This is a genomic window from Spirosoma aerolatum, from assembly GCF_002056795.1.
In the GTDB taxonomy this organism is placed as follows: Bacteria; Bacteroidota; Bacteroidia; order Cytophagales; family Spirosomataceae; genus Spirosoma; species Spirosoma aerolatum.
Map to the genome: position 1 here is coordinate 2,114,139 of NZ_CP020104.1, position 22,479 is coordinate 2,136,617.

At 50.4% G+C, this 22,479-nt stretch carries 15 protein-coding genes; 12 read left to right on the forward strand and 3 right to left on the reverse strand.

The window, feature by feature from the left end; genetic code table 11:
• The first annotated feature begins 28 nt into the window (after nt 1-28).
• The 7 genes from B5M13_RS08555 (at nt 29) to B5M13_RS08585 (ending at nt 14,647) form a co-directional block, all read left to right on the forward strand.
• Complete coding sequence (locus tag B5M13_RS08555; RefSeq protein WP_080055282.1) at nt 29-1,042, forward strand: FecR family protein; 1,014 nt, start codon at nt 29-31, stop codon at nt 1,040-1,042.
• 21 nt (nt 1,043-1,063) lie between these two features.
• Nucleotides 1,064-4,549: a SusC/RagA family TonB-linked outer membrane protein gene (locus B5M13_RS08560; RefSeq protein WP_080055283.1), complete on the forward strand. Its 3,486-nt coding sequence runs from the start codon at nt 1,064-1,066 to the stop codon at nt 4,547-4,549.
• Between the two features lie 32 nt (nt 4,550-4,581).
• Complete coding sequence (locus tag B5M13_RS08565; RefSeq protein WP_080055284.1) at nt 4,582-6,021, forward strand: RagB/SusD family nutrient uptake outer membrane protein; 1,440 nt, start codon at nt 4,582-4,584, stop codon at nt 6,019-6,021.
• 309 nt (nt 6,022-6,330) lie between these two features.
• Nucleotides 6,331-8,625, forward strand: coding sequence for a GH92 family glycosyl hydrolase (locus tag B5M13_RS08570; protein ID WP_080055285.1), 2,295 nt, complete (start codon nt 6,331-6,333; stop codon nt 8,623-8,625).
• A gap of 11 nt (nt 8,626-8,636) precedes the next feature.
• A complete protein-coding gene (locus B5M13_RS08575; protein WP_245859869.1) occupies nt 8,637-10,940 on the forward strand; it encodes a GH92 family glycosyl hydrolase in 2,304 nt (767 codons plus the stop codon).
• 239 nt (nt 10,941-11,179) lie between these two features.
• Nucleotides 11,180-12,949, forward strand: a complete 1,770-nt coding sequence (locus B5M13_RS08580) for an L-lactate permease (RefSeq protein ID WP_080055287.1) — start codon at nt 11,180-11,182, stop codon at nt 12,947-12,949.
• Nucleotides 12,950-13,009: 60 nt separating this feature from the next.
• Nucleotides 13,010-14,647 carry a glycoside hydrolase family 10 protein gene (locus B5M13_RS08585; protein ID WP_080055288.1) on the forward strand — a complete coding sequence of 546 codons (1,638 nt, stop codon included), beginning with the start codon at nt 13,010-13,012 and terminating at the stop codon, nt 14,645-14,647.
• 57 nt (nt 14,648-14,704) lie between these two features.
• Here the strand turns inward: B5M13_RS08585 and B5M13_RS08590 are convergent, their stop codons facing one another.
• The gene (locus B5M13_RS08590; protein WP_080055289.1) at nt 14,705-15,214 is read right to left on the reverse strand and encodes a low affinity iron permease family protein; all 510 of its coding nucleotides are present in this window, start codon (nt 15,212-15,214) and stop codon (nt 14,705-14,707) included.
• Nucleotides 15,215-15,252: 38 nt separating this feature from the next.
• Nucleotides 15,253-16,050, reverse strand: a complete 798-nt coding sequence (locus B5M13_RS08595; protein ID WP_080055290.1) for a hypothetical protein — start codon at nt 16,048-16,050, stop codon at nt 15,253-15,255.
• Between the two features lie 247 nt (nt 16,051-16,297).
• On the opposite strand from B5M13_RS08595, the gene B5M13_RS08600 reads away from it, so the two are divergent.
• Both B5M13_RS08600 and B5M13_RS08605 read left to right on the forward strand, forming a co-directional pair.
• The gene (locus B5M13_RS08600) at nt 16,298-16,654 is read left to right on the forward strand and encodes a hypothetical protein (protein WP_080055291.1); all 357 of its coding nucleotides are present in this window, start codon (nt 16,298-16,300) and stop codon (nt 16,652-16,654) included.
• Between the two features lie 207 nt (nt 16,655-16,861).
• The gene (locus B5M13_RS08605; RefSeq protein ID WP_080055292.1) at nt 16,862-18,229 is read left to right on the forward strand and encodes an AGE family epimerase/isomerase; all 1,368 of its coding nucleotides are present in this window, start codon (nt 16,862-16,864) and stop codon (nt 18,227-18,229) included.
• Between the two features lie 57 nt (nt 18,230-18,286).
• Here the strand turns inward: B5M13_RS08605 and B5M13_RS08610 are convergent, their stop codons facing one another.
• Nucleotides 18,287-19,492 (reverse strand): hypothetical protein, encoded by a 1,206-nt coding sequence (locus tag B5M13_RS08610; protein ID WP_080055293.1) that lies wholly within the window; start codon nt 19,490-19,492, stop codon nt 18,287-18,289.
• Nucleotides 19,493-19,776: 284 nt separating this feature from the next.
• On the opposite strand from B5M13_RS08610, the gene B5M13_RS33380 reads away from it, so the two are divergent.
• From B5M13_RS33380 to B5M13_RS08620, 3 genes are all read left to right on the forward strand, one after another.
• Nucleotides 19,777-19,932 (forward strand): hypothetical protein, encoded by a 156-nt coding sequence (locus B5M13_RS33380; RefSeq protein WP_155297215.1) that lies wholly within the window; start codon nt 19,777-19,779, stop codon nt 19,930-19,932.
• Nucleotides 19,933-20,103: 171 nt separating this feature from the next.
• The gene (locus tag B5M13_RS08615; protein ID WP_245860060.1) at nt 20,104-21,156 is read left to right on the forward strand and encodes an FG-GAP repeat domain-containing protein; all 1,053 of its coding nucleotides are present in this window, start codon (nt 20,104-20,106) and stop codon (nt 21,154-21,156) included.
• A 75-nt stretch (nt 21,157-21,231) separates the two neighbouring features.
• The gene (locus tag B5M13_RS08620; protein ID WP_080055294.1) at nt 21,232-22,473 is read left to right on the forward strand and encodes a GDSL-type esterase/lipase family protein; all 1,242 of its coding nucleotides are present in this window, start codon (nt 21,232-21,234) and stop codon (nt 22,471-22,473) included.
• The last annotated feature ends 6 nt before the right edge of the window (nt 22,474-22,479 follow it).

Consider the following 22,479-nt stretch of genomic DNA (forward strand, 5'->3'; position numbering starts at 1 on the left):
TCGTCATGATAGCATTAACATTTTATCGATGAAAACTCAGGTATCGAAAGAATCACTTCTCAACTACTTTGCAGGCCGGGCTACGGCTCTGCAAAAGCAGGCTATTGACGAGTGGGCAAAAGAAGAGGATAACCGCGAGCTGTTTTTCGAATGTCTGGCGATGTGGGAAAGTGAAAACCCGCAATTCATTGCCGACGACCGGAAAGCCCTGGAGCGGCATCGTCAGCGGATGCTCGGCGGAGTAGCACGAGAGGTAGAGACGGAATCCACCCCAATTGAAGAGCCTGTTACACAACGAATTGGTTCAACCTGGTCGGGCTGGCTGGTAGCGGCTTCGGTTAGTTTGCTCATGCTGGTCGGTGGTTATGTGTTCCGGGATACGATCCGCTACACCACTTTCGAAACCGCCTTTGGCCAAACCCGGTCGCTGACGCTATCCGATGGAAGCCAGATTACGCTGAATGCCAATTCCTCTTTGCGGGTTCCTCGGTTTGGCTTTGGGCAGAAAACGCGGGAGGTCGTTTTGGCGGGTGAGGCCGATTTTTCCATTAAGCATATGCCCAACCATCAGCATTTTGTAGTGCGGACCGATAAGCATTTTGACGTCGTGGTGCTGGGTACGGAATTTATGGTGAATACCCGCGAGCAAACGAAAAAAGTGGTGCTCAACAAAGGCAAAGTCCAGCTATTGTACCAGGAAGGGCAGACCAATAAACAGCTCACGATGAAGCCCGGCAATCTGGTTACCTTCGACAATACCGGAAAAGTAAGCCTAAAACTGACCGAGAAACCGGAAAATTATAGCTCCTGGAAAGAGCATCGCTACGTATTCGATGGGACTACACTTTCCGAAATCGGGACCCTGTTTAAAGAGAACTACGGTATCGTGTTGCAAATTCCTGACAAAACACTGGCTCAGGAGACCATTTCGGGCGCTTTTAAAGCCTATAGTGCCGATGAACTGCTTGAGACTCTGACAAGTATAGCCAACCTGAACTACCGACAACAAGGCGATACCATCATTATAACCCAGAATCATTAACCAAGAACCCCTTAACTAATTATGAAAAAACTGATACGTCTGCTACTCCTTTTCGGGGTAGTCCTGGGAGGAGTACGGCCGGGATTTTCGCAGGTGCTGGCCAAAGCCCAACAACTTCAGCAGCGGGACACCTACCCGAAAGGGGCAGCCCTGAAGTTGAAGGATGTCCTCAAAAAGTTGCAGGACCATTACGAGGTCGATATTCTTTTTTTCGACCGGAATGTGGAAGGAATGGTTGTGACCGAGAACACCATCAACTTCAACGCGAACATTGAGCAGAACCTCAATGCGGTGCTGAAGCCGCTTGGCCTGCGCTACAAGAAAGTGAGAAATGGTGGCTATGTGGTGATGACAAAAGAGCCCGCCGGAAAGGCTGATGCCAGCAGTAGTCAGAATGCTACGTTGCTTCAGGAGCTTCAAACCAAATCCGATCAGGAAACGGATAGCCGCGAATCGGCGCTGACCCTTCCTTCCCGGTTACCATCGGAGCTTAAACTGGCCGATATTCCGGTTCAGGGAACAGTCATAGACGATAAGGGGGAGGGGTTGCCGGGGGTAAGTATTGTCATTAAAGGGTCGCAGAAAGGAACCACCACGGATGCGCTGGGAAAGTACCGACTGGATGTGCCGAACGCATCCGCCGTGCTGATATTCAGTTACGTAGGCTATCTGGCGCAGGAAGTTACGGTGGGTAATCAGACAACCCTCGATGTGACCCTGAAAGCCGATAACAAAACCCTCGACGAAATTGTGGTAGTGGGCTATGGTACAGTTAAAAAGAAAGATCTGACGGGCTCGGTTGGGGTGATCAGCAACAAGGAAATTAAAGATCTGGGTGTCACCCGAATTGAACAGGGGTTGGCCGGACGGGTCGCCGGGGTTCAGGTAAAAGTTGTTTCGGGTGAACCGGGTGCTGCTCCACAAATCCGTGTGCGGGGTATTGGGAGTATTTCGGCAGGAGCCAGTCCACTGTATGTGGTCGATGGCTTCCCCACCGACAATATCCAGACCCTGAACCCCAACGATATTGAAACACTGGATATTCTGAAAGATGCGTCGGCCACGGCTATTTACGGGTCGCGGGGCTCCAATGGTGTAGTCATTATTACGACCAAACGAGGTAAGGCCGGTAAAGCCAATATCACGCTCGATACCTACTACGGCTGGCAGAGTGTATCGAAAGTGCCCATTATGAAGAATTCGAAAGAACAGGCTCAGTTCTTCTACGATGGCATGCGTAACAAAAATATGGATGCCGGCAAAGATGTATCGGGGCCACCAACCTCCTGGGCCACCCCTGTACCAGCCATCATCATGGATGTGCTGGAAGGCCGGAACACCACCGACGAAAATTCATTGAATAAAGTACTGGTCACAGCGCCCCAGCGTCAGATTCAGCTATCGGCAACGGGTGGTTCGGAAAACATCCGCTATGCCGTCAGCGGTGAATATTTCAATCAGGACGGTATTATTATCAATAGCGGTTTCAAGCGGTATTCGATGCGTTCCAATATCGACGCGCAGTTGTCCAAACGTTTAGCCCTCAAAGTAAGTCTTAATCCTGCGTATACAGAGTTACGTTCCCTTCCCTCAACGGGCGTGAGTGGTGGAACAGCCAGTACGCTGGGTATTGTTGCGTCTACCTTGCAAATTCACAATTTCCGTCCTTTATTGAATCCAGACGGAAGCTATTTTAATTATGCTGGTCTGGCCGATATGGCCGACATCTACAATCCACTTGCCGTAGCTCAGGAAACGATCACATCACAGAAAAACCTTCGATTGTTGGGGAATGTCAATCTGGAATACCAGATTATCAATGATTTAAAATTCAATGTACTCCTGGGCGGTAGCCTGCTGACCAACAAAGGCATGTACTTTCGTCCGCAACGGGCTTATTTTGCCAACGAGCTGCCAACAGGTACGGATAATGCAGGGCTGATTACCAACTGGCTGACGGAGTATACGCTGAACTATAACAAAACCGTCAATAAACACTCGATTGCGGCCTTAGCGGGTTTTACGGCCCAGAAAGAACGGGGCGAAACCAGCTCCATGACGAGCAATAAGTTTCCGAACAACCTGGTGCCTACGCTGAGTGCCGTGGGTGGATTGATCACGAACGGAACGGCCAACATCTACGAATGGTCGCTGGTATCGTATCTGGCGCGGGTTAATTACAACTACAACAGCAAGTATTACCTGACCTCCTCGATTCGGACCGATGGCTCGTCGCGGTTCGGTACGCAGAACAAATACGGCATATTTCCGTCGCTGGCCGTGGCCTGGCGTATTTCGGATGAAGCGTTCCTGAAAAACCGACCTGAAATCACGGAGCTGAAACTTCGGGCCAGTTATGGCGTAACGGGCAATAACAACATTGGTAACTACGACCAGTATGCGACCGTCAGTTACGAAAACTATGGCCTGGGCAATAGCGTAGCGACGGCCATTGCGCCCGGTCGGATTGCGAACCCAAGCCTGACCTGGGAAACCCAGAGTTCGCTGAACTTCGGGGTCGATGCCAGTTTCTTTAATAGCCGGATTACGGCCTCCATCGACCATTTTACCTCGCACAACACCAATCTGCTGCTGAACGTAAACATCCCGAACAACACGGGTTTCAGTACGGCGTTGCAGAACATCGGCGAGGTCAAAAACACAGGCTGGGAGTTTGTACTCGGAACGGTCAATATAGACCGGAAAATCAAATGGTCGACTGACTTTAACCTGTCTACCTACCGCAACAAGGTGGTCAAATTAGGGCCGCAGGGGGACCCGATCTATTCAGGCAACAACGTAACCATGATTGGGCAGCCCATCGGGATGTTCTATGGCTGGCTGGTCGATGGAATTTTTAAAACGCAGGCTGACCTGGATCGGGGACCCATTTATAACCCCGGTGGCAGCGACCGTTCACGCGTTGGCGACATTCGGTTCGTCGATATTAACGGGGATGGGGTTATCACCAATGCGGATAAAACCATCATGGGCTCGCCCTATCCTGACTTCTTCTACGGTATGACCAACCGGGTTACCTATAAAAACCTGAGCCTGAGCGTCAGCCTGCAAGGATCGAAAGGGAACATGATCTACAATACCTCGCGGGGTGGTGGCAACAGCGGCCGGGCGCGGGTACGGGGGTATGCGTTCAGCAACAACTACTGGAAATCGGAACAGGACCCCGGCGATGGCAAAACCCCCCGGCCCAACGATACGCCAACGGGTGGGGTTCGCCTGCCGAGTCAGTTGTTTCTGGATACAGGTACGTATCTGCGAATCAACAACATAACGGTAGCGTACGTCGTTCCATCGACCATTACCCAGAAGCTCAAACTGAACTCCCTGCGGGTGTATGTCAACGCCAATAACCCGTTCATCTTCACGAAGAACACGGCATTTAACCCGGATGTGAGTACGACCGAAAATCCGTTAACGCCAGGGGTAGAGGCCAACGATTACCCACTGCCCAAAAGCCTGATGATTGGTTTGAATGTAGGATTTTGAGCCGTATCATACCAACTAAACGACTTAGCCAAATGAAAAAGATAATTTGTCTACTTACGCTGGCATCGGTGCTTACCACGTCGTGCCAAAAGAGTTTCATCGAATTGAATCCCATTTCCACCGTTAGTGTGGATGCCGTTTACAAAACGGATAAAGACTTTCAGGATGCTGTGGTGGGTATCTATGCCATGCTGCGGAATCAGTATCAGGACTTCTGGATCTTTGGTGATCTGCGGGCCGATGATTCCTGGCACGCGCTGGGCAACGACGCTTTCCTGGTATCGGTCGATAAGTTCAACATGAACAGCGATGCTAACCTGATGATTTCGACCTGGCGGAACTATTACAGCGCCATCAACCGGGCCAATCTGGTTCTGTCGAAACTGGAAACGGCCGATCCGGCTGTGGTAACGAACAAAGATCGGCATGTGGGGGAAGCCAGGTTTCTGCGCGCGTTTGCCTACTTCGATCTGGTGCGCATTTTTGGCGATGTGCCATTAAACACCAAGCCGACAACGGCCGACGAAGGGTATACGAAAGTTCGGGAGAAGGTCGATAAGATTTATGATGAGGTAATCATTAAAGATCTGATGGAAGCCGAAACGAAGCTGCCTGCCAAATACACGGGCGTCGATGTAGGCCGTGCGACTAAAGGGGCTGCGAAGGCTATTCTGGGACGTGTGTACATGACCCGTAAGGATTTCGTAAAGGCCGAAGCCAAGCTTCAGGAAGTGACTACATTGGGCTACGCACTCCTGCCGAACTATAGCGATCTGTTCGACTACACCAAAGATGAACACCATAGCGAGTATATCTTCGATATTGAGTATCAGGACGGTAACCTGGGTGCAGGCAGCGGTTTTTCAAACAAGTTTCTGCCAAAATCGGCCAACTCGGCCGCCGAAGCCTTCTACGGTATAAAAGGTGGGGCAGGTGAGCAGAATACGCCCACGCTGGCACTGTTCGATTCTTTCGATCCGAAAGACCCCCGACGCGACATTACCGTAGCCAAAGGATACACGGACAACAATGGGGTATTTCAGGGCTTCCTGCAGATTGCCACCTTTACGAAGAAATACCTGGCGGCCACTAATTCGCTGAACGACAGCAAAGCAAACTGGAAAGTAATCCGCTATGCCGATGTGCTGCTGATGTATGCCGAAGCCCTGAATGAAAACGGCAAAACCGATCAGGCGCTTACCTATCTGAACCAGGTGCGTACGCGGGCCAAAATGCCAGCTTACCCGACCATGACGAAAGACCTGCTACGGACGAAGATTTACGACGAACGTGTCTACGAACTGTCGATGGAGGGCGTTCGCTGGTTCGACCTCGCCCGGACGGGCCGTCTGGACGCGGTGATGGGGCCACTGGGCTACAAACCGTTCAACGCCCTCTTTCCGATTCCACTGGTCGAAATTCAGATTATCAATAACCCATCGGTTCTGCCACAAAATCCGGGGTATAGTTGATTGGTTTTCCCCTTATCCCTCTCTCAAAACTAATCGTATAGGGTTTTTGAGAATCGTATTTAATCCATTGTAACCTAGTTTTTTGTCATTCCGATGAACGAGGAATCTTAAATTACCCCTATTTGAGAGTAAGGAAGCCTTAAGATTCCTCGTTCATCGGAATGACAAAAAAGCCTCAAAGCCTTACTTTACACTGTATTAAAATACCCCTAAATAAGAGCTTCGTTCATTTATGTGAACCCCTACAAGATTAGCCTAAAGGGGTAGGGGCCTATAAAAAACGTATTCCGAACCTTCCTTTTCTCAGCTATGAAACGAAATATCAGCTCATTCGTCGTTTTTGTCCTGGTAAGTTACCTGATGAGTAGTCAGGTGGGCTTTGGGCAGAAGAAACCGAATTCAGCGGATGGATTAACGTACATTGACCCAACTATTGGCAATGTGGCCCCCCTGCTGAACAGCAATCGGCCGGTGGTTCATTTGCCTAATCAGATGGTCCGCATCTACCCCAAACGCCAGGACCATCTCGACATGCAGATCACGGATTTTCCGATGCTTTCGCAGAACGTCATTACGCCCCAACTGATTTTTGCGATCAAACCGTACTCCGGTGCGTTGGCCGATACGGGCTGGTACCGACGCCTGACCTACGATCACGATTTTGAAACGGTTCACCCCTGGTATTACTCAGTCCGGCTCACCGACGATAACATCCTGACCGAATTTACACCGGGCGCCCGCACAGGTATTTATCGGTTTACTTTCCCGCCTGGCGTGAAAAAGCACCTGCTTTTATCCCACTATTACGCCAACGGCAAATACGACTTTCAGAATGGGAATGCGATTGCAGGCACCGAGACCGTAAACGATGCGATTCATGAACAGAAGGGCATGGCCTACCTGTACGGTATGTTTACGGGCAAACCCCAGACCGGCAAGCGCGATGGCGAAAAAGACTGGGGACGCTATACCGTGACCGGTACCCAGGAAAAGCCCAAAAAAGTGCCGGGTGAACGGGCCTATGCAAGTTATTCTGAGTCGGACGGTCCGGTCGTGGAGTTTCGGTATGGGGTTTCGTTCATTAGTGTCGAACAGGCAAAAAAGAATCTGGAAGCTGAACTCGCTGGGGTAAGTTTCGATCAACAGAAAGCGAAGGCACAGGCGGCCTGGGCCAAAACCATCGGTCGGATTCAGGTCGAAGGGGGAACTGAAGCGCAGAAACGGAGCTTTTACACAGCCTTGTACCGTTGCTACGCCCGTATGTTCGATATGACCGAAGACGGGAAGTATTATAGTGGCTATGATAAGACGGTTCACACCGATAAACGACCTTTCTACAACGACGATTACACTTGGGGGAACTACCTGGCCCTGCATCCCTTACGCTGCATTCTGGACCCAGACCGGGAAGCCGACATGCTGGAATCCTACGTGCGAATGTATAAGGAGAGCGGCTGGATGCCCGAATATCCCAAACCCTACGGAGATCGGCCCGGTATGTTTGGCTTCAAATCCTGTGTGATGTTTCTGGATGCTTACCGCAAGGGTATTCGCAACTTCGACACCAAAACGGCATTGGAAGGGATGCTAAAAAATGCCGAACAGGCGACCATGCTGCCCTCCCGAAACGGTCCTAAAGGCGCTCTGGAAGATTTTTATTATGCCAAAGGCTACTATCCGGCCTTGCGACCGGGCGAAACCGAAACCGATCCGTTTGCCTCGCAGAAGCGGGGGCAAAAGCGGTCGGCGGTGGCTATCACCCTGGGCAACAGCTACGATAGCTGGGCGTTGAGTGAATTCGCTAAAGAGCTGGGTAATCAGCCCGTCGCCCAGAAATTTGCGCCCTACGCCCAGAATTACAAAAATCTCTTCTATCCGAAAACGGGCTTTTTCATGCCCAAAGATGCCCAGGGCAACTGGATTGACATCGATCCGAAGTTTGATGGTGGCCATGCGGGACTGGATTACTACAACGAAAACAATGGCTGGAATTACCGTTGGAATGTACAGCAGGACATCAAAGGACTGACCGAACTGATGGGCGGCCCCGATAAGGTAGAACAAAACCTCGACCAACTGTTTCGGGAAGGGGCCGACCGTCCTAAGCCGGTTTTCTGGGAGAAATTTCCTGATCAGACCGGGTTGATCGGTCAGTTTGCGATGGGCAATCAGGTGACGTTTTTTATTCCCTACCTGTTCAATTACACCAATGCCCCCTGGAAAACCCAGAAGTACACCCGGCTGCTGCTGGACACCTGGTTTCAGGACAACATCTTCGGTGTGCCGGGTGATGAAGATGCCGGTTCCATGAACTCGTTTGTCGTCTTTTCGGCGATGGGTTTTTATCCAACTACGCCCGGTATTCCCCGCTATTCGATCACCAGCCCCTTGTTTACTAAAATCAGCGTCGCTTTACCGAATGGCAAAACCTTTACGGTGGTTGCCCGGAATAATTCCCGGATCAATAAATATATCCAGTCGGCTACACTGAACGGCAAACCATTGAAATCGCTCTCGTTTACGCACGATGAGCTGATGACTGGTGGTACGCTGGTACTGGATATGGGTGAGAAAACCGACAAAAAATGGGCGATACTCTATTAACCCTCATGACAATGGCAACGCACAATCAATCAGGAATAAAGCGAGGGCTGGCCGGTTTGCTGCTAAGCGTTTTAGTGGCTCAGGTCGGTTGGGCGCAACCTGGCAAACCGATTAATCCGGCTCTGAACTACATCGACCCGACCATTGGCAATGTGGCCCCGCTGCTGAATACCAATCGGCCTGTAGCGCATTTGCCCAATCAGATGGTGCGCGTGTTTCCGCATCGGCAGGACCACCTCGACATGCAGATCACGGACTTTCCGATGCTGTCGCAGAACATCATTACGCCCCAGATGGTCTTCGCCATCAAACCCGCCAAAGGGGCGCTAGCCGATACGGCCTGGTTCCGTCGGCTCACCTACGACCACGATCTGGAAGTGACGCGCCCCTGGTATTACTCCGTCAAACTGACCGACGATGACATTCTGCTGGAGTTTACACCGGGTGCGCGGACGGGTATTTATCGCTTTACCTTTCCGGCGGGTGTTAAGAAAAACCTGCTCCTGTCGCACAATTATGCCAACGGTACCTACGATTTTCAGAACGGAAACGCCGTTGTGGGCACCGAGTTTGTGAACGATGCGATTCATGAACAGAAGGGCATGGCCTACCTGTACGGTGTGTTTACAGGCAAGCCTCAAACCGGCAAGCGCGACGGCGAAAAAGACTGGGGACGCTATACGGTGAGTGGTATTCCTGAAAAACCGAAAAAAGTGCCGGGTGAACGGGCCTATGCAAGTTATTCTGAGTCAGACGGTCCAGTAGTCGAGTTTCGGTATGGAGTTTCGTTTATTAGCGTTGAACAGGCGAAGAAGAATCTGGAAGCCGAACTCACGGGCGTCAGTTTCGACCAGCAAAAGGCTAATGGACAGGCTGCCTGGGCCAAAGCCATCGGAAAAATCACCGTAGAAGGTGGTACCGAAGCGCAGAAACGCACGTTTTATACATCCCTGTACCGCTGTTACGCCCGCATGGTCGACATGACCGAAGGGGGGAAATACTACAGTGGCTACGACAAGCAGGTGCATACCGATTCGCGCCCGTTCTACACCGACGATTACACCTGGGGCAATTACCTGGCTCTACACCCGCTGCAAATTATCCTGAATCCGAAAGGCGAAGCCGACATGCTGGAATCCTATGTGCGGATGTACAAGGAAAGCGGCTGGATGCCGGAATACCCGAAACCGTATGGTGATCGACCGGGGATGTTTGGTTTCAAATCGAGCGTTGTATTTCTGGATGCCTATCGCAAGGGGATACGTAATTTCGATGTTAAAGCTGCGTTTGAAGGGATGCTCAAAAACGCCGAACAGGCCACCATGCTCCCGTTCCGTAATGGTCCAAAAGGTGATCTGGAAGACTTCTATGCGAAGAGTGGCTATTATCCAGCGCTTCGTCCCGGCGAAAAAGAGACCGATGCGTTTGCCTCCCAGAAGCCCGGTCAGAAACGGTCGGCCGTGGCCATAACCCTGGGCGATTGTTACGATAGCTGGGCCTTGAGTGAGATGGCCAAAACGTTGGGTAACGAAACTGTCTACGCTAAATATGCTCCCCGAACACAGAACTACCGGAATCTGTGGAACCCCAAATACAACATGTTCATCCCGAAAGATGCCCAGGGTAACTGGATCGACATCGACCCGAAATTCGACGGAGGGCATAACGGGTTCGATTACTACAACGAGAACAACGGCTGGAGCTACATGTGGAATGCCCAGCAGGACCTCTCCGGCTTACGGGAGCTAATGGGTGGCCCCGAAAAAATGGAACAGAATCTGGATCAGCTTTTCCGCGAAGGCATGGAGAAAAGCAAACCCGTATTTTGGGAAATGTGGCCCAACCAGACGGGCATGATTGGCCAGTTTGCGATGGGCAATCAGGTGACGTTTTTTATTCCCTACCTGTTCAACTACACCAACGCATCCTGGAAAACCCAGAAGTACACCCGGCTGCTGCTGGACACCTGGTTTCAGGATACCATTTTCGGGGTTCCCGGCGATGAGGATGGTGGTTCGATGTCGTCGTTTGTGGTTTTTTCGGCGATGGGTTTTTATCCAACCACGCCCGGTATTCCCCGCTATTCGATCACCAGCCCGCTGTTCACCAAAGTTAGTGTGGCACTGCCTAACGGCAAGACATTTACCATATCGGCTCCCAAATCGTCCCGTACCAACAAGTACATTCAGTCGGCTACGCTGAACGGCAAGCCACTGACCTCGCTTTCGTTTACGCATGATGACCTGATGCAGGGCGGCACGCTGGTGCTGGATATGGGCGAGAAAACCGACAAAAAATGGGACATGCAAAACTGAAATCGTTGAGTACGTTCTCAATCGAAGCGGCTATTGTATACGAATGGTTTAGCTATAGAACCGCCCGGACGACCCCGACATTTTTAGGATGATTATGATCAGTTTCTGTCATTCCGACGAAGGAGGAATCTTAAGACTTCCTTACTCTCAAATAGGAATAATGTAAGATTCCTCCTTCGTCGGAATGACAAAAACTGATCATAATCATCCGTGTTCCATTTGTTTTAATTCATTTAACTATGGTCTGGAAACAAGTAATCGACCCGTTTGACAACCTCTTTTTATCGGCGCTGCTGGCTTCGCTGCCCATCCTGTTCATTTTCTGGGCGCTTATCATCCGAAAGATGAAAGGCTATCAGGCATCCCTGATGGCCATTGTGATTGCTTCAGGCATTGCCATGGCCGTCTATAAAATGCCCCCTCAACTGGCTGGGCTTTCCATTCTACATGGGGCACTCTATGGCCTGTTTCCCATCTGCTGGCTGGTGACCATGGCCGTTTTCCTCTTTAACCTCACCGTTAAGGCCGGACAGTTCGACATCATCAAACACTTCATGGCTTCCATCACTTCCGACCGACGACTCCAGGCCCTGCTCATCGCCTTCTCCTTCGGCGCTTTCCTGGAGGGCACCGCTGGATTCGGCGCGCCCGTGGCCATCACCGCTGCCATGCTGGTCGGACTAGGCTTCAACCCCCTCTATGCCTCCGGCATCTGCCTGATTGCCAACACCGCTCCCGTTGCCTTTGGCTCCATCGGTATTCCCATCACGGTGGCCTCCCAGGTCTCGGGCATTCCCGAACTGCCCATTTCCCAGATGGTGGGCAGAACCCTGCCTATTCTGTCGGTGATCCTGCCGTTTTACCTGGTAACCATCATTGCCGGATTCAGGAAGGCCCGGGAGGTGATGCCCGCCGTGCTGGTGTCGGGAGGAGCCTTTGCCCTGTTGCAATACCTGTCTTCCAATTTTCTGGGTCCTGCCCTGCCCGATGTGATTGCCGGACTAGGGTCGATTATCTGTCTGATGACGTTTCTACGGTTCTGGAAACCCAAAACCATCTGGCGGTTCGCCAACGAACCGGCGGCTAGCTTCGATAGCTCGATTCACTATTCGGGTGGGGAGTTACTGCGAGCCTGGAGCCCGTTCCTGCTGCTGACGATCATGGTGATTTTCTGGGGCTTGCAGTCGATCAAAGAGGTACTGAATGCGCATGGGCAACTTCAGTTCGAGTTTCCGGGTCTGCACAATGCCATTCAGGGACAGGATGGTACGTTGCTGGCTAAGGTTTTCAAGTTCAACTACCTCTCAGCGGCTGGTACGGCCATTCTGATTGCCTCGCTGGTAGCCATTCCGCTGGTGGGGCTGAGCTACCGGCAGGGGTTACAAGTCTTTGGTGCTACCCTGTATCAGCTACGGTTTCCGACCCTGACGGTGGCTTCGGTGCTGGGGTTTGCCTACCTGGTGAATGATTCGGGGATTACCCTGACCCTGGCGCGGGTACTGGCTAGCACGGGGAGTTGGTTCCCCTTTTTCGCGCCGGTGCTGGGGTGGCTGGGCGTGTTTATCACCGGGTCGGATACGTCGGCCAATGCCCTGTTCAGCAAGTTGCAGTATGCCACGGCTCACTCCATCGGGGTCGACCCGGTGGTGAGTGTGGGGGCCAATGTATCGGGGGGCGTGGTGGGTAAAATGATTTCGCCCCAGTCGATTGCGGTGGCGGCAGCGGCTGGTGATCTGGTGGGGAAAGAGTCGGATTTGTTCCGGTTTACGGTGAAGCACAGTTTCATCATGCTGGTCTTTATCTGTGTGCTCACGCTGGCTCAGGCGTATGTGTTCAAGTGGATTATTCCGGTTTATGAACTGGTAACGGGGGCTAAATCGGCAGCTACACCTGATTTATCGAAGGGCTATACGTATTTGATTGGCCTTGTTGCTTTACTGGTAGCCCTGGCGGTAGCTGTGCTGACGAGGGCGAAGAAAAAGCCCAACGTACCGACGCTGGTCGACTAAGTCGTATGGATAGGAAGCGGTCTAAACTCAACTTTTTATATAGTAAACCTCATGACATTGATGACTCTTACTAAACGCTATCTTCTGGCAGCCCTGTTTTGCCTGTGTGTTCAAGGGGGGCAGGCTCAGGCTCTAAAACGATCGAATGTTCCGGCTCCGGCTTTCGAGGTGACGGGCAGTATTTATCCCTGGGAAGTACACGACGAAGGGATGGACCTGATTCTGGACAATATGACCCGAATTGCGGGCGTCAATTCGGTGTACCTGATTGCCGTGATGCATGAAGAACACCGGCCGTTCAACAACGACAAACTGCCCGGTACATTCACGTTTATCCACAATCCGGTTCGGTCGCAGTGGGATGCCGAAGATTCCCGCGCGTATTTCAAGCCGGATATGGCCATGTACGGCAAAATCAAGCCCCTGATGTCGCGCGAGTCGTGGCTAAATGATACCGACTGGCTGAAAATCGTGCTCGACAAAGCCCACGCACGTGGCTTACGGGCCGGGGTTGAAGTATCACATACGTATATACCCGTCGAAGTGCTGAACGCGCATCCCGAATACAAACAGCGCGATATAAACGATAAGCCTGTCGATCGGCCCTGCACCAATAATCCGGATGTACGGGCGTATCTGACCACACTCTATACCGATCTGGCGAGGCATTACGATGTCGATTATATCCAGACCTGTATGCTGCTGTTCAGCCGGTCCGACGATCCGGTAAAAGGTGGCTCCTGTTTTTGTAGCTCCTGCAAGCATAAGGCCAAAGCAATGGGTTTCGATATGGAAGCGGCTATGCCCGTTCTGAAAGACAACCCCTACGCCGAACCGCAGTTGAGCAACTGGCGTAAATTCCGACGGGACTGTACCACCGAGATTTACAAGGAGGTAACCGATAAAATTCACCATGAAAATCCGGCTATCGACTTCCGGCTGAACGACCTGAACGATCGCACTTCGGGCTTAACGCTGGAAGAACTGAAAGGAAACATCAACTCGGTTCACCTCTCGACCCACACCGAACAGAACGGCTATCAGAAATCGGACCGTAAATCGCGGATACTGACCACCCAGTATTTTATGGGCAACGACATTCGGATTATTCCCGGTGTACCCACTCGGTTACTCACCACGCCAGAAATTATCAAATCGAGCATTAAAATTTCGGTTGAAAACGGCTCGAAAGGCATTGGTATCAAACACTACGATGGATCACCGTACTCGAATCTGCGAGCGGTTCGGAATGGCCTGAGCGAAGCAGGGGTAGCCGGTTTTACACCCATCCTGGGGGTCGAAGCCGAAGATATGACCTTGGCTGGCTATACGCCTGATAAATTCCTGATTGAAAAATGCGTGCAGACAACTGGAAAAGGAACCGCCAGGTCGACGTTCAACCAGCCATCGGGCGTATATGATGTGGTGGTTTCTTATGTTGATGAAAAAGGGGGTCAGGGTAATTTATCACTGGCTGTGGCTGGCAAGCAAAAAGCTGCGTGGAAGCTCAGCGAGGATGTAGACTGCTGGCGACGAAAAACCATTCCCAATGTAAAAATAAACACGGGCGATGCGATTGAGCTAACGGGCGTGGCCGATGGCACAGAAACCGCCCGCGTCGATTTTATCGAGTTTGTGGCACAAACAAAGCCAGTGGCTACTCAGAAAAATGATCGCAGACCAGGCAAAAGCGAATAAAGCAAGATAGGTAATATGTTTATTGTAGGTTGGTTGGAAAGCATGGTAGATTTTCTATCATGCTTTTTTATGAGTCGTTTTTTTATGGGCTACTTCGCGCACCTGTGCCCCTAGTTTTTCTTCCGTCTTCTCAATTGCTTCCTCTACCGAGTGCGATTTGCGTAAGTCGCTGGTTTGTTTCGTCAACTCTGCCATCGCGCAGTAATGTTTGTAGAGAATCTCCAGTTCTTCTTCGCTCAGGTTTTCGCTGGCTACCAATCGGTTACTGGCTCCTTTAGTTGCGGCAATCAATTCATTGAGTTTGAGCTGAACCGATAACGATTCCTTGTTCTGCGCTTTCTGGATAACAAATACCATCAAAAAAGTAATAATGGTCGTTCCGGTATTGATTACGAGTTGCCAGTTTTCGGAATAGCCAAAAACGGGCCCTAAAGCGGCCCAGACAATAACGGATGCCATTGCCAGAATAAAGGCGGCCGATGAGCCTGTGGCTTTGGCAACAGCAGATGAAAATCGCTCAAAAAAGCCTTTGTGCGTATGTTCTGACGGATTGAATGAAGCTTCCATAACGTGTTTTTTTAGACGTGAACTTGTAAATAGAGGTGTTAATTTAAATTTAGACCAATGGTGATGCCCAGCCAGGGTTTATGCTGGTAAATCCAACTGGCACGATTGCGGTCAAGCAGGGTATCATAGCCAAACGCAAGCCCCAGGCTAACAGCCCGGTAGCCAAAAATAGTTGCCAGCCCATAACTCAGACAGGCCCCTTCATAGTCGTCTGTCACCTGGTCCATCGTTGAAAAAGGCCCCACAGTGGCTGAGCCAATGCCCATAAGTGCGCCGATGCCCAGACTAAATGAGCGAATATCGGACCGCTGCTGATGATGATAAAACACATTCCGCTGATACCCCTGATCGAAGCGAAGACCCACATAAAGCGCAGCGTTGGCGTTGGTAGTCAGTTCGGGCGGCTGGCCTTGTTGTGCCAGTCGGTATTTGAACGGGATCGTCACCAGATCCATATCGAACGACATAAAGTGGTAGCGAAACCAGGGACTTTTGCCATCGACCGGAATTTGCTTTGGTTTCGGATTGACAAAAAACACGAATGATGAGTCGGACACATCCAGCGTAACTGGATTATTGTCGTTGGGGTGTAGCGATGCCGTCAGCGGTTCTACGAATAAGGTATCGTTCTGTATATAAAGGGCTGCCGATATGGGTTTGGTTAGTTGCTTCGACTGTGTATGGCCATTCTGGGCGGTGTAAAAAAGGGCTTGCTGTTTGTTTACAGAAAAGGTCTGATCCAATTCCTGAATACTCCGCCGACTATGGTAGATTTTGGTACAGCCCGACATGAGTACACCCAGTAAACCCGTAAGCAAACCCAGTCGAATAGGCATACTAATACAGGGGGCAGCCGTTGGATGAGAACGGAGTTTTATGCGAATGTATGTGCGTGATAATGGTGGTTTAACCTTATTCATGAGTGCTACGTATAAGGCAATATCAACTAAACTCACAAGGCCAGGTTTGGTTTTGGGTGATCCATCCCCGTATGCTCATTTATTGATTAATTTTTGATTAATGCATGACTATTCGAATGAGCAACTAGTTAGATGATGAAAACATAATAACTCAACAGAATCAATGAAAAAGATCGTAATGATAGGAGCGTTGTTTGTGGCGGTAGCCAGCTTCAGCGCACAGGGACAATCCACAACAGGTAGTGGCACAGGCAATGGGACAAATGGATCAGCCGCACAAAATGGATCATCGGATCCAACCAGCCGTAGTGGGCAACCTCCTCGGGCCCGAATGAATAAGCAATCGACGGATCGGACGATGAACTCAAGCAGCAATACTAATAGTTCGGGTTCGGCAACGATGAATGACGGGACCATGAATCAGGGAAATTCGCAGGGGCAGGGCCGCAATGGACGGAAAATGAAACGCAATAGCAACCGGATGAACCGTGATTCATCTTCAAATGGCAATCAACGATAGGTTAGTTTTGTAAAACTGTTTGAATGCCTGCTCTTCTGCCGAAGGGTGGGCATTCATTATTTGGATGGGTTTGACGTGATTAATGGCTGGCGTCAGGTTCCTTAGTTTGAAGAAACAGCGAATGGGTGATGAGAAAACCAGGAGAAAGAACTTCTAGGTAAGGAGAAATTATCCGACAGCATACCTGACTGCCTCTAGCCTGATTATATGAAAAAGACGACCTTACTCGTTCTCGCATCTTCTTTATTCCTCCGTTTTTCGTATGCCCAAAAGCCCGTCGATGAGCGGATGCAAATTGCGACCGAAATGGAGAAATCCATTCAGAATGAAATGCTTAATAAATGGTATCCGCAGTCGGTCGATAAAGAGTATGGGGGTTTTCTCAGTACGTTTACCTACGATTTTACCCCCACCGGCCCGCAGGACAAAATGATCGTGACTCAGGCCCGCCATGTCTGGACAACTGCGAAAGCCGCTGAACGATACCCCTCTGTTACATATTACAAAGAAAATTCCCGGCATGGGTTTCTGTTTTTGCGGGATGTGATGTGGGACAAAGAGTATGGTGGCTTTTATAATCTGGTCGACCGGAAGGGAAACGTGAAAGGCGGAGATATGAAGCTCGTCTACGGAAATGCGTTTGGGTTGTATGCCCTGAGTGCCTACTATCACATGTCACACGATACGGCGGCCCTGAATCTGGCGAAAAAGTCATTTGCCTGGCTCGAAAAGCACAGCCATGATCCGGTGCATAAAGGTTATTTTCAGCACATGCGTCGGGATGGAACGCCGATTAAACGCGATGCATCGGTGCCTTCCACGTCCGATCTGGGCTACAAAGATCAGAATAGCTCCATTCATTTGCTCGAAGCCCTAACGGAACTCTATACCGTTTGGCCTGACCCGCTCGTCCGCGAACGGCTGGCCGAAATGCTGCACCTCGTTCGGGATGTGATCACATCGCCAAAGGGCAATCTGGTTCTGTTTTTTCAGCCCGACTGGAAACCCGTATCCTTCCGCGATTCGTCGGAAGCAACCATTCTGAAACACCGTAATCTGGATCATGTATCCTTTGGCCACGATGTTGAAACGGCTTATCTGATGCTGGAAGCGTCACACGTTCTGGGGCTTAAAAATGATATCAAAACCCGGCAGATCGGTAAACGGATGGTCGATCATGCGCTGGCCAACGGCTGGGATAAAAAAGTAGGTGGCTTTTACGATCAGGGCTATTACTTCAAAGACAAGCCCGGCATGACCATCATTAATGAAAGCAAAAACTGGTGGTCGCAGGCTGAGGGGTTAAATACGCTTCTGCTAATGGCAGATCAGTTTCCAAACGATCCCATGCATTATTTCGACCAGTACAAATTACTCTGGCAATACGTACAGACCTACCTGATCGACCACGTGCATGGCGACTGGTATGAGGAAGGATTAGACAAAGACCCTGAACGGAAAACAGCGCTTAAAGGCCATATCTGGAAATCAGCCTATCATACCTACCGGGCTTTAACGGGTTGCGTCGATCGCTCTAAAACTAAACCCTCCCCGCATTCATCGACTAAACACTGATTTGCCCGGACTGGTCAGCAACTGTCTGGAAGAGAGCAATTTGCGGGTGTCAGGAGACTAGTTGGTAAGAATGGTTTTCCAGGTAGTTCCATTCCAGAACTCTTTGGTATGCGTTGTCAGGTTGTAGATTTCCAGCCCTTCGTAGGGCGTTAATGCGTCGCGCTCGGCGGTGGTATATCGGTTGCCGCGTACCCCAAATCGACCATTTTCATCGACGACCACCGTTTTCAGGCTACCCGTCAGATCCGCGCTGTTGCTCGTCATATCCGGCGTTCGGATCGGCGTAGAGCCGTGTAATACACTCTTGTAATGGCTATTGGTAGGATCGAAATAAGCCTGTCCCTGTACCAGTGTTTGGCCATATTGGAAAAGTCCACCTTCAATATTTAAGGTTGCTGGGAACGTTGCATTGTCCTTACATTTCACACTCAGATTATAGCCTCTATGGGCTTCGGATATAAGCGAAAGGCCCGTAAATGACCCCATTGTAAACACCAGAGGGCCGTGCATGCCTACACTCACCTGGGCTCCATATCCGCCCGATGGTCGTAAAACACTCTGATTGTCGGCGCTAAACAGATAAGTTGAATTGTCGAGATACATTCTTCCTGCCGTAATCACATATAGGTTCGCGCAGGACGCGGAGGGCCGGATTGTTGACCCCTGCACAACAACATCACCCCCATCTACTATAAGCCGATTCGATCCATTTAAGGTCAGATCGAGTGTTCCGAGTTGCAGCATTGTGCCCGTACTGGCATAAAGCCCTGCATTTAGGGTCATATAGGCAAGTGTAGGATAGGTTAGTGAATACAGGATAACTGATTTATTGATGACCTCGTGATCTGTACTCAACACAACCGGATTTGCTGGCGTAGTATTACGAAGGCTAACGAAGTAGCTATAACCCGAACTGCCGTTTATCCATTCGATTGCCTTGTCTAAGGTTTTAAACACTACCCCGCCCGTAAAACTTTCGGTCCGGATAGTATATTCCGATGGCTCTTTTGTATCGTCGCCATTCACGGGATCAATGCCGATGAATAGTGAGCCACTCGTATTGAGGGTATGATAGGTTAATTTGTCAACTCTATTGACCCCACTGATCGTTACATTTCCTGACAGCGTCGTACTGATTGGCTGGTTAATTACCTCTGTCTTTGCAATATTGGGGGCTTGATTTATCTGTCGGCTAATTTCAACGTCTTGACCGAAGCCAAGAAAGCTGGTCAGCGATAGAACGATTGACAGAATATGTTTCATGTCGAGTTGTTAGATTGAATATACAGTACTTGCTTTTCAGCTTGATAACGCAGCGAGGACGGCCCCGACGGGTAGTGGTTGCTGGTAGCCCAATGGAATAAAAACGAGTTGCCAGCGCCTGTTTTGGGCAGCAACGAGCGTCTTTTGTTCCCGCACACCTATTTGTTTCCCCACACTGATCGGACTCTATTTGCCTTTGTAGGAATCGGTTACTTAAAAGTATCGAAAATCCAATCAGGTTACGAGTGTAGCGCCTTCAAAAATCGAGCCTATACTTGCCGATCATGGCCGTTTCGTTCAACTCGTCGCTGACCAGTATCCACGTTTCAGAGGGTAGAACCAATCCGGGGGCGGTGGAGCATGGCCTGTTGGAACCGACCTGCACATGGTCGCCAATCGTTGTTGCCCAAGTAAAATTTCTGGCCGGTAGCCTTCTGTAGACAATTTACTGCATGTTCCAGACTTTTAGCTGATAAGCAATGACTTATTACGTCATGGGTACCCGACGAGCGAACACACTAAAACAACACCTCTTCCTGGCGCTTATTTTGCTGAGTAGTTTTCAACAGATTTTCGGACAATCGGTCAAGCGAGCGACCTTTCGTAAGCAGATGATTGCGTCCGAAAGTGCTGAATCGGTAGGGGTATTCGATGTCAATGGTGATCAGCATCCTGATTTGGTTTCGGGAAGTTACTGGTACGAAGGCCCTGCTTTTCTGAACCGACATCTGATCGGGCAGAGTGAGCGCAAAGGCGAATACTTCGATGATTTCGCCACCATCCCTCTCGATATCAATGGCGATGGCAAACTGGATTACGTAACGGGGGGATGGTTCAGCAAAAAAATGGTCTGGCGTGAAAACCCAGGCAATAACGGCGAATGGAAAGAGCATGACCTCGCCCAGTCGGGCAATGTTGAAACCATTCGTGCCTGGGATGTTGATGGCGATGGCCGGATCGATATTGTGCCCAATACTCCCAATCTGCCTCTAGTATATTATAGTCTGGTACTGGATCAGGCCGGGAAACCCACAGGGCAGTTCTCGGCTACGAAAGTGGCGGAGAAACATGGGCATGGTCTTGGTTTTGGGGATATTAACGGCGATGGTCGGGGCGACTTTATTGTGGCTGATGGCTGGCTGGAAGCCCCCGATAAACGATCTGATAAGTCGCTGTGGAAACATCACCCTACCTTCAACCTGGACCATGCCAGTGTTCCCATTCTGGTGGTCGATGTGAACAAGGATGGCCTGATGGATGTGATTGTTGGTCAGGGCCATAATTACGGACTGGACTGGTACGAACAAAAAAGGGTCAATCAAACCATAACCTTTACCCGGCATGCCATCGACCCGTTTCAGTCGCAGTATCATACGATGGAATGGGTGGATATTGATCAGGATGGCGAGAACGAGTTGATCACGGGAAAGCGTTACCGGGCTCATAACGGCAATGACCCTGGAGCGAATGACCCCCTGGGGCTATACTATTTCAAGTGGAATGGGGAGTCCTTCACAAAGAATTTTATCAGCTACGGGCCATTTGGCGAGGGTAAAGGGGCTGGGCTTTACTTTTCGGTGTCTGATCTTCGCGGCACCGGACGAAAGGATATAATCGTTGCCGGAAAAGATGGGCTTGTTGTATTTTTTAATGAAACCCGCTAAGCAAGCCGGTATTTTCTTGAGGTAGTTCGCCTTTCCTGTCAGGATCGAGAACCAATGCTCCTCCCGTACTCTTCCATGCGAAAGCAGTTGATTGTATTGACCTGTTCAAGTTTATTGTTCATAGGGCTCTGCCTGATGGCTTCGGCCCAGTCGTCAGCGGTTTCCGGTAGATCTGGTCCTGATTTTCGGCTTGCCGATGGGGATCGGGTTGTTTTTCTGGGCAATTCCCTAATGGAAGATGATGTGCAGTTCGGCTACCTTGAATTGGCGCTGACCACCCGCTGGCCTGGTCGAAACGTTACGTACCGAAACCTGGGTTGGTCGGGCGATAATGTGTTTGGCGAGGCCCGTAGCTACGTAACCACTCCGCCTACACCATACGAACTGCTCATGCAGCAACTCACCAACGCCAAACCAACGGTCGTCTTTCTGGCCTACGGAGGGGTCGAAGCGCAGGACGGCGAAGCGGGGTTGTCGCGCTTTAAACGGGGTCTGAATCAGCTAGTCGATAAAATTGAACAGCTTGGTGCACAAACCATTCTGGTGTCGCCTATCCCCGTATTATTGTCCTCATCGGCTAGTATAAACCAACGAAATGCAGCGCTGGAACTTTATGCCTCGACCATTGCCCAGACGGCTTCTGAGCGAAAAAAACGCTATATCGACGTGTTCCGGCCGATTCAGGACGCCAGTAAGCAAATGCTGATTACCGATGATGGTGTTCACCTCAACGAAACGGGCTATTATTATCTGGCTAAAGCCTTTGAAAATGGGCTGGCTCTACCACCTCGTACCAACAGCATTACCATCGACCTGGTGAAACAGGCTGTAGAATCAGCTACGCCCATCAAATTGCTGAATACGGACAAAGCAACGGCCAATGTTAATTTTATCGTTAATGAAGCCAATCTGCCTCTTCCGGCCCCCAAACAGGATGACAAGGCTCTGGACGTCGACAATGGGCAAGTGCTGACCATTAAAGGGCTGAAAAAAGGATTTTATACGTTACATGTTGATAATGAAGAGGTAATGACCGCGTCGGCGAAGCAGTGGGCCAACGGTATCGTCATTCGGCAGGGACCATCGTTTACGCGCTCGGCGGAGTTGCAGGCCCTGGTTCAGAAGAAAAACAAACTACATTTCTTCCAGTACCGACCGCTGAATCAAACGTACATCATCGGCTTTCGTTCTTACGAGCAGGGTCGTCATAAAAAAGGGCTGGAGGAGCAAAGTTACCTCATTACCTGGCTGGAAGGCGAAATTATGGCTACCAACCAACCTAAGCCCGCAACGTATTCCCTTACTCAGCTAAAGTAACCCACC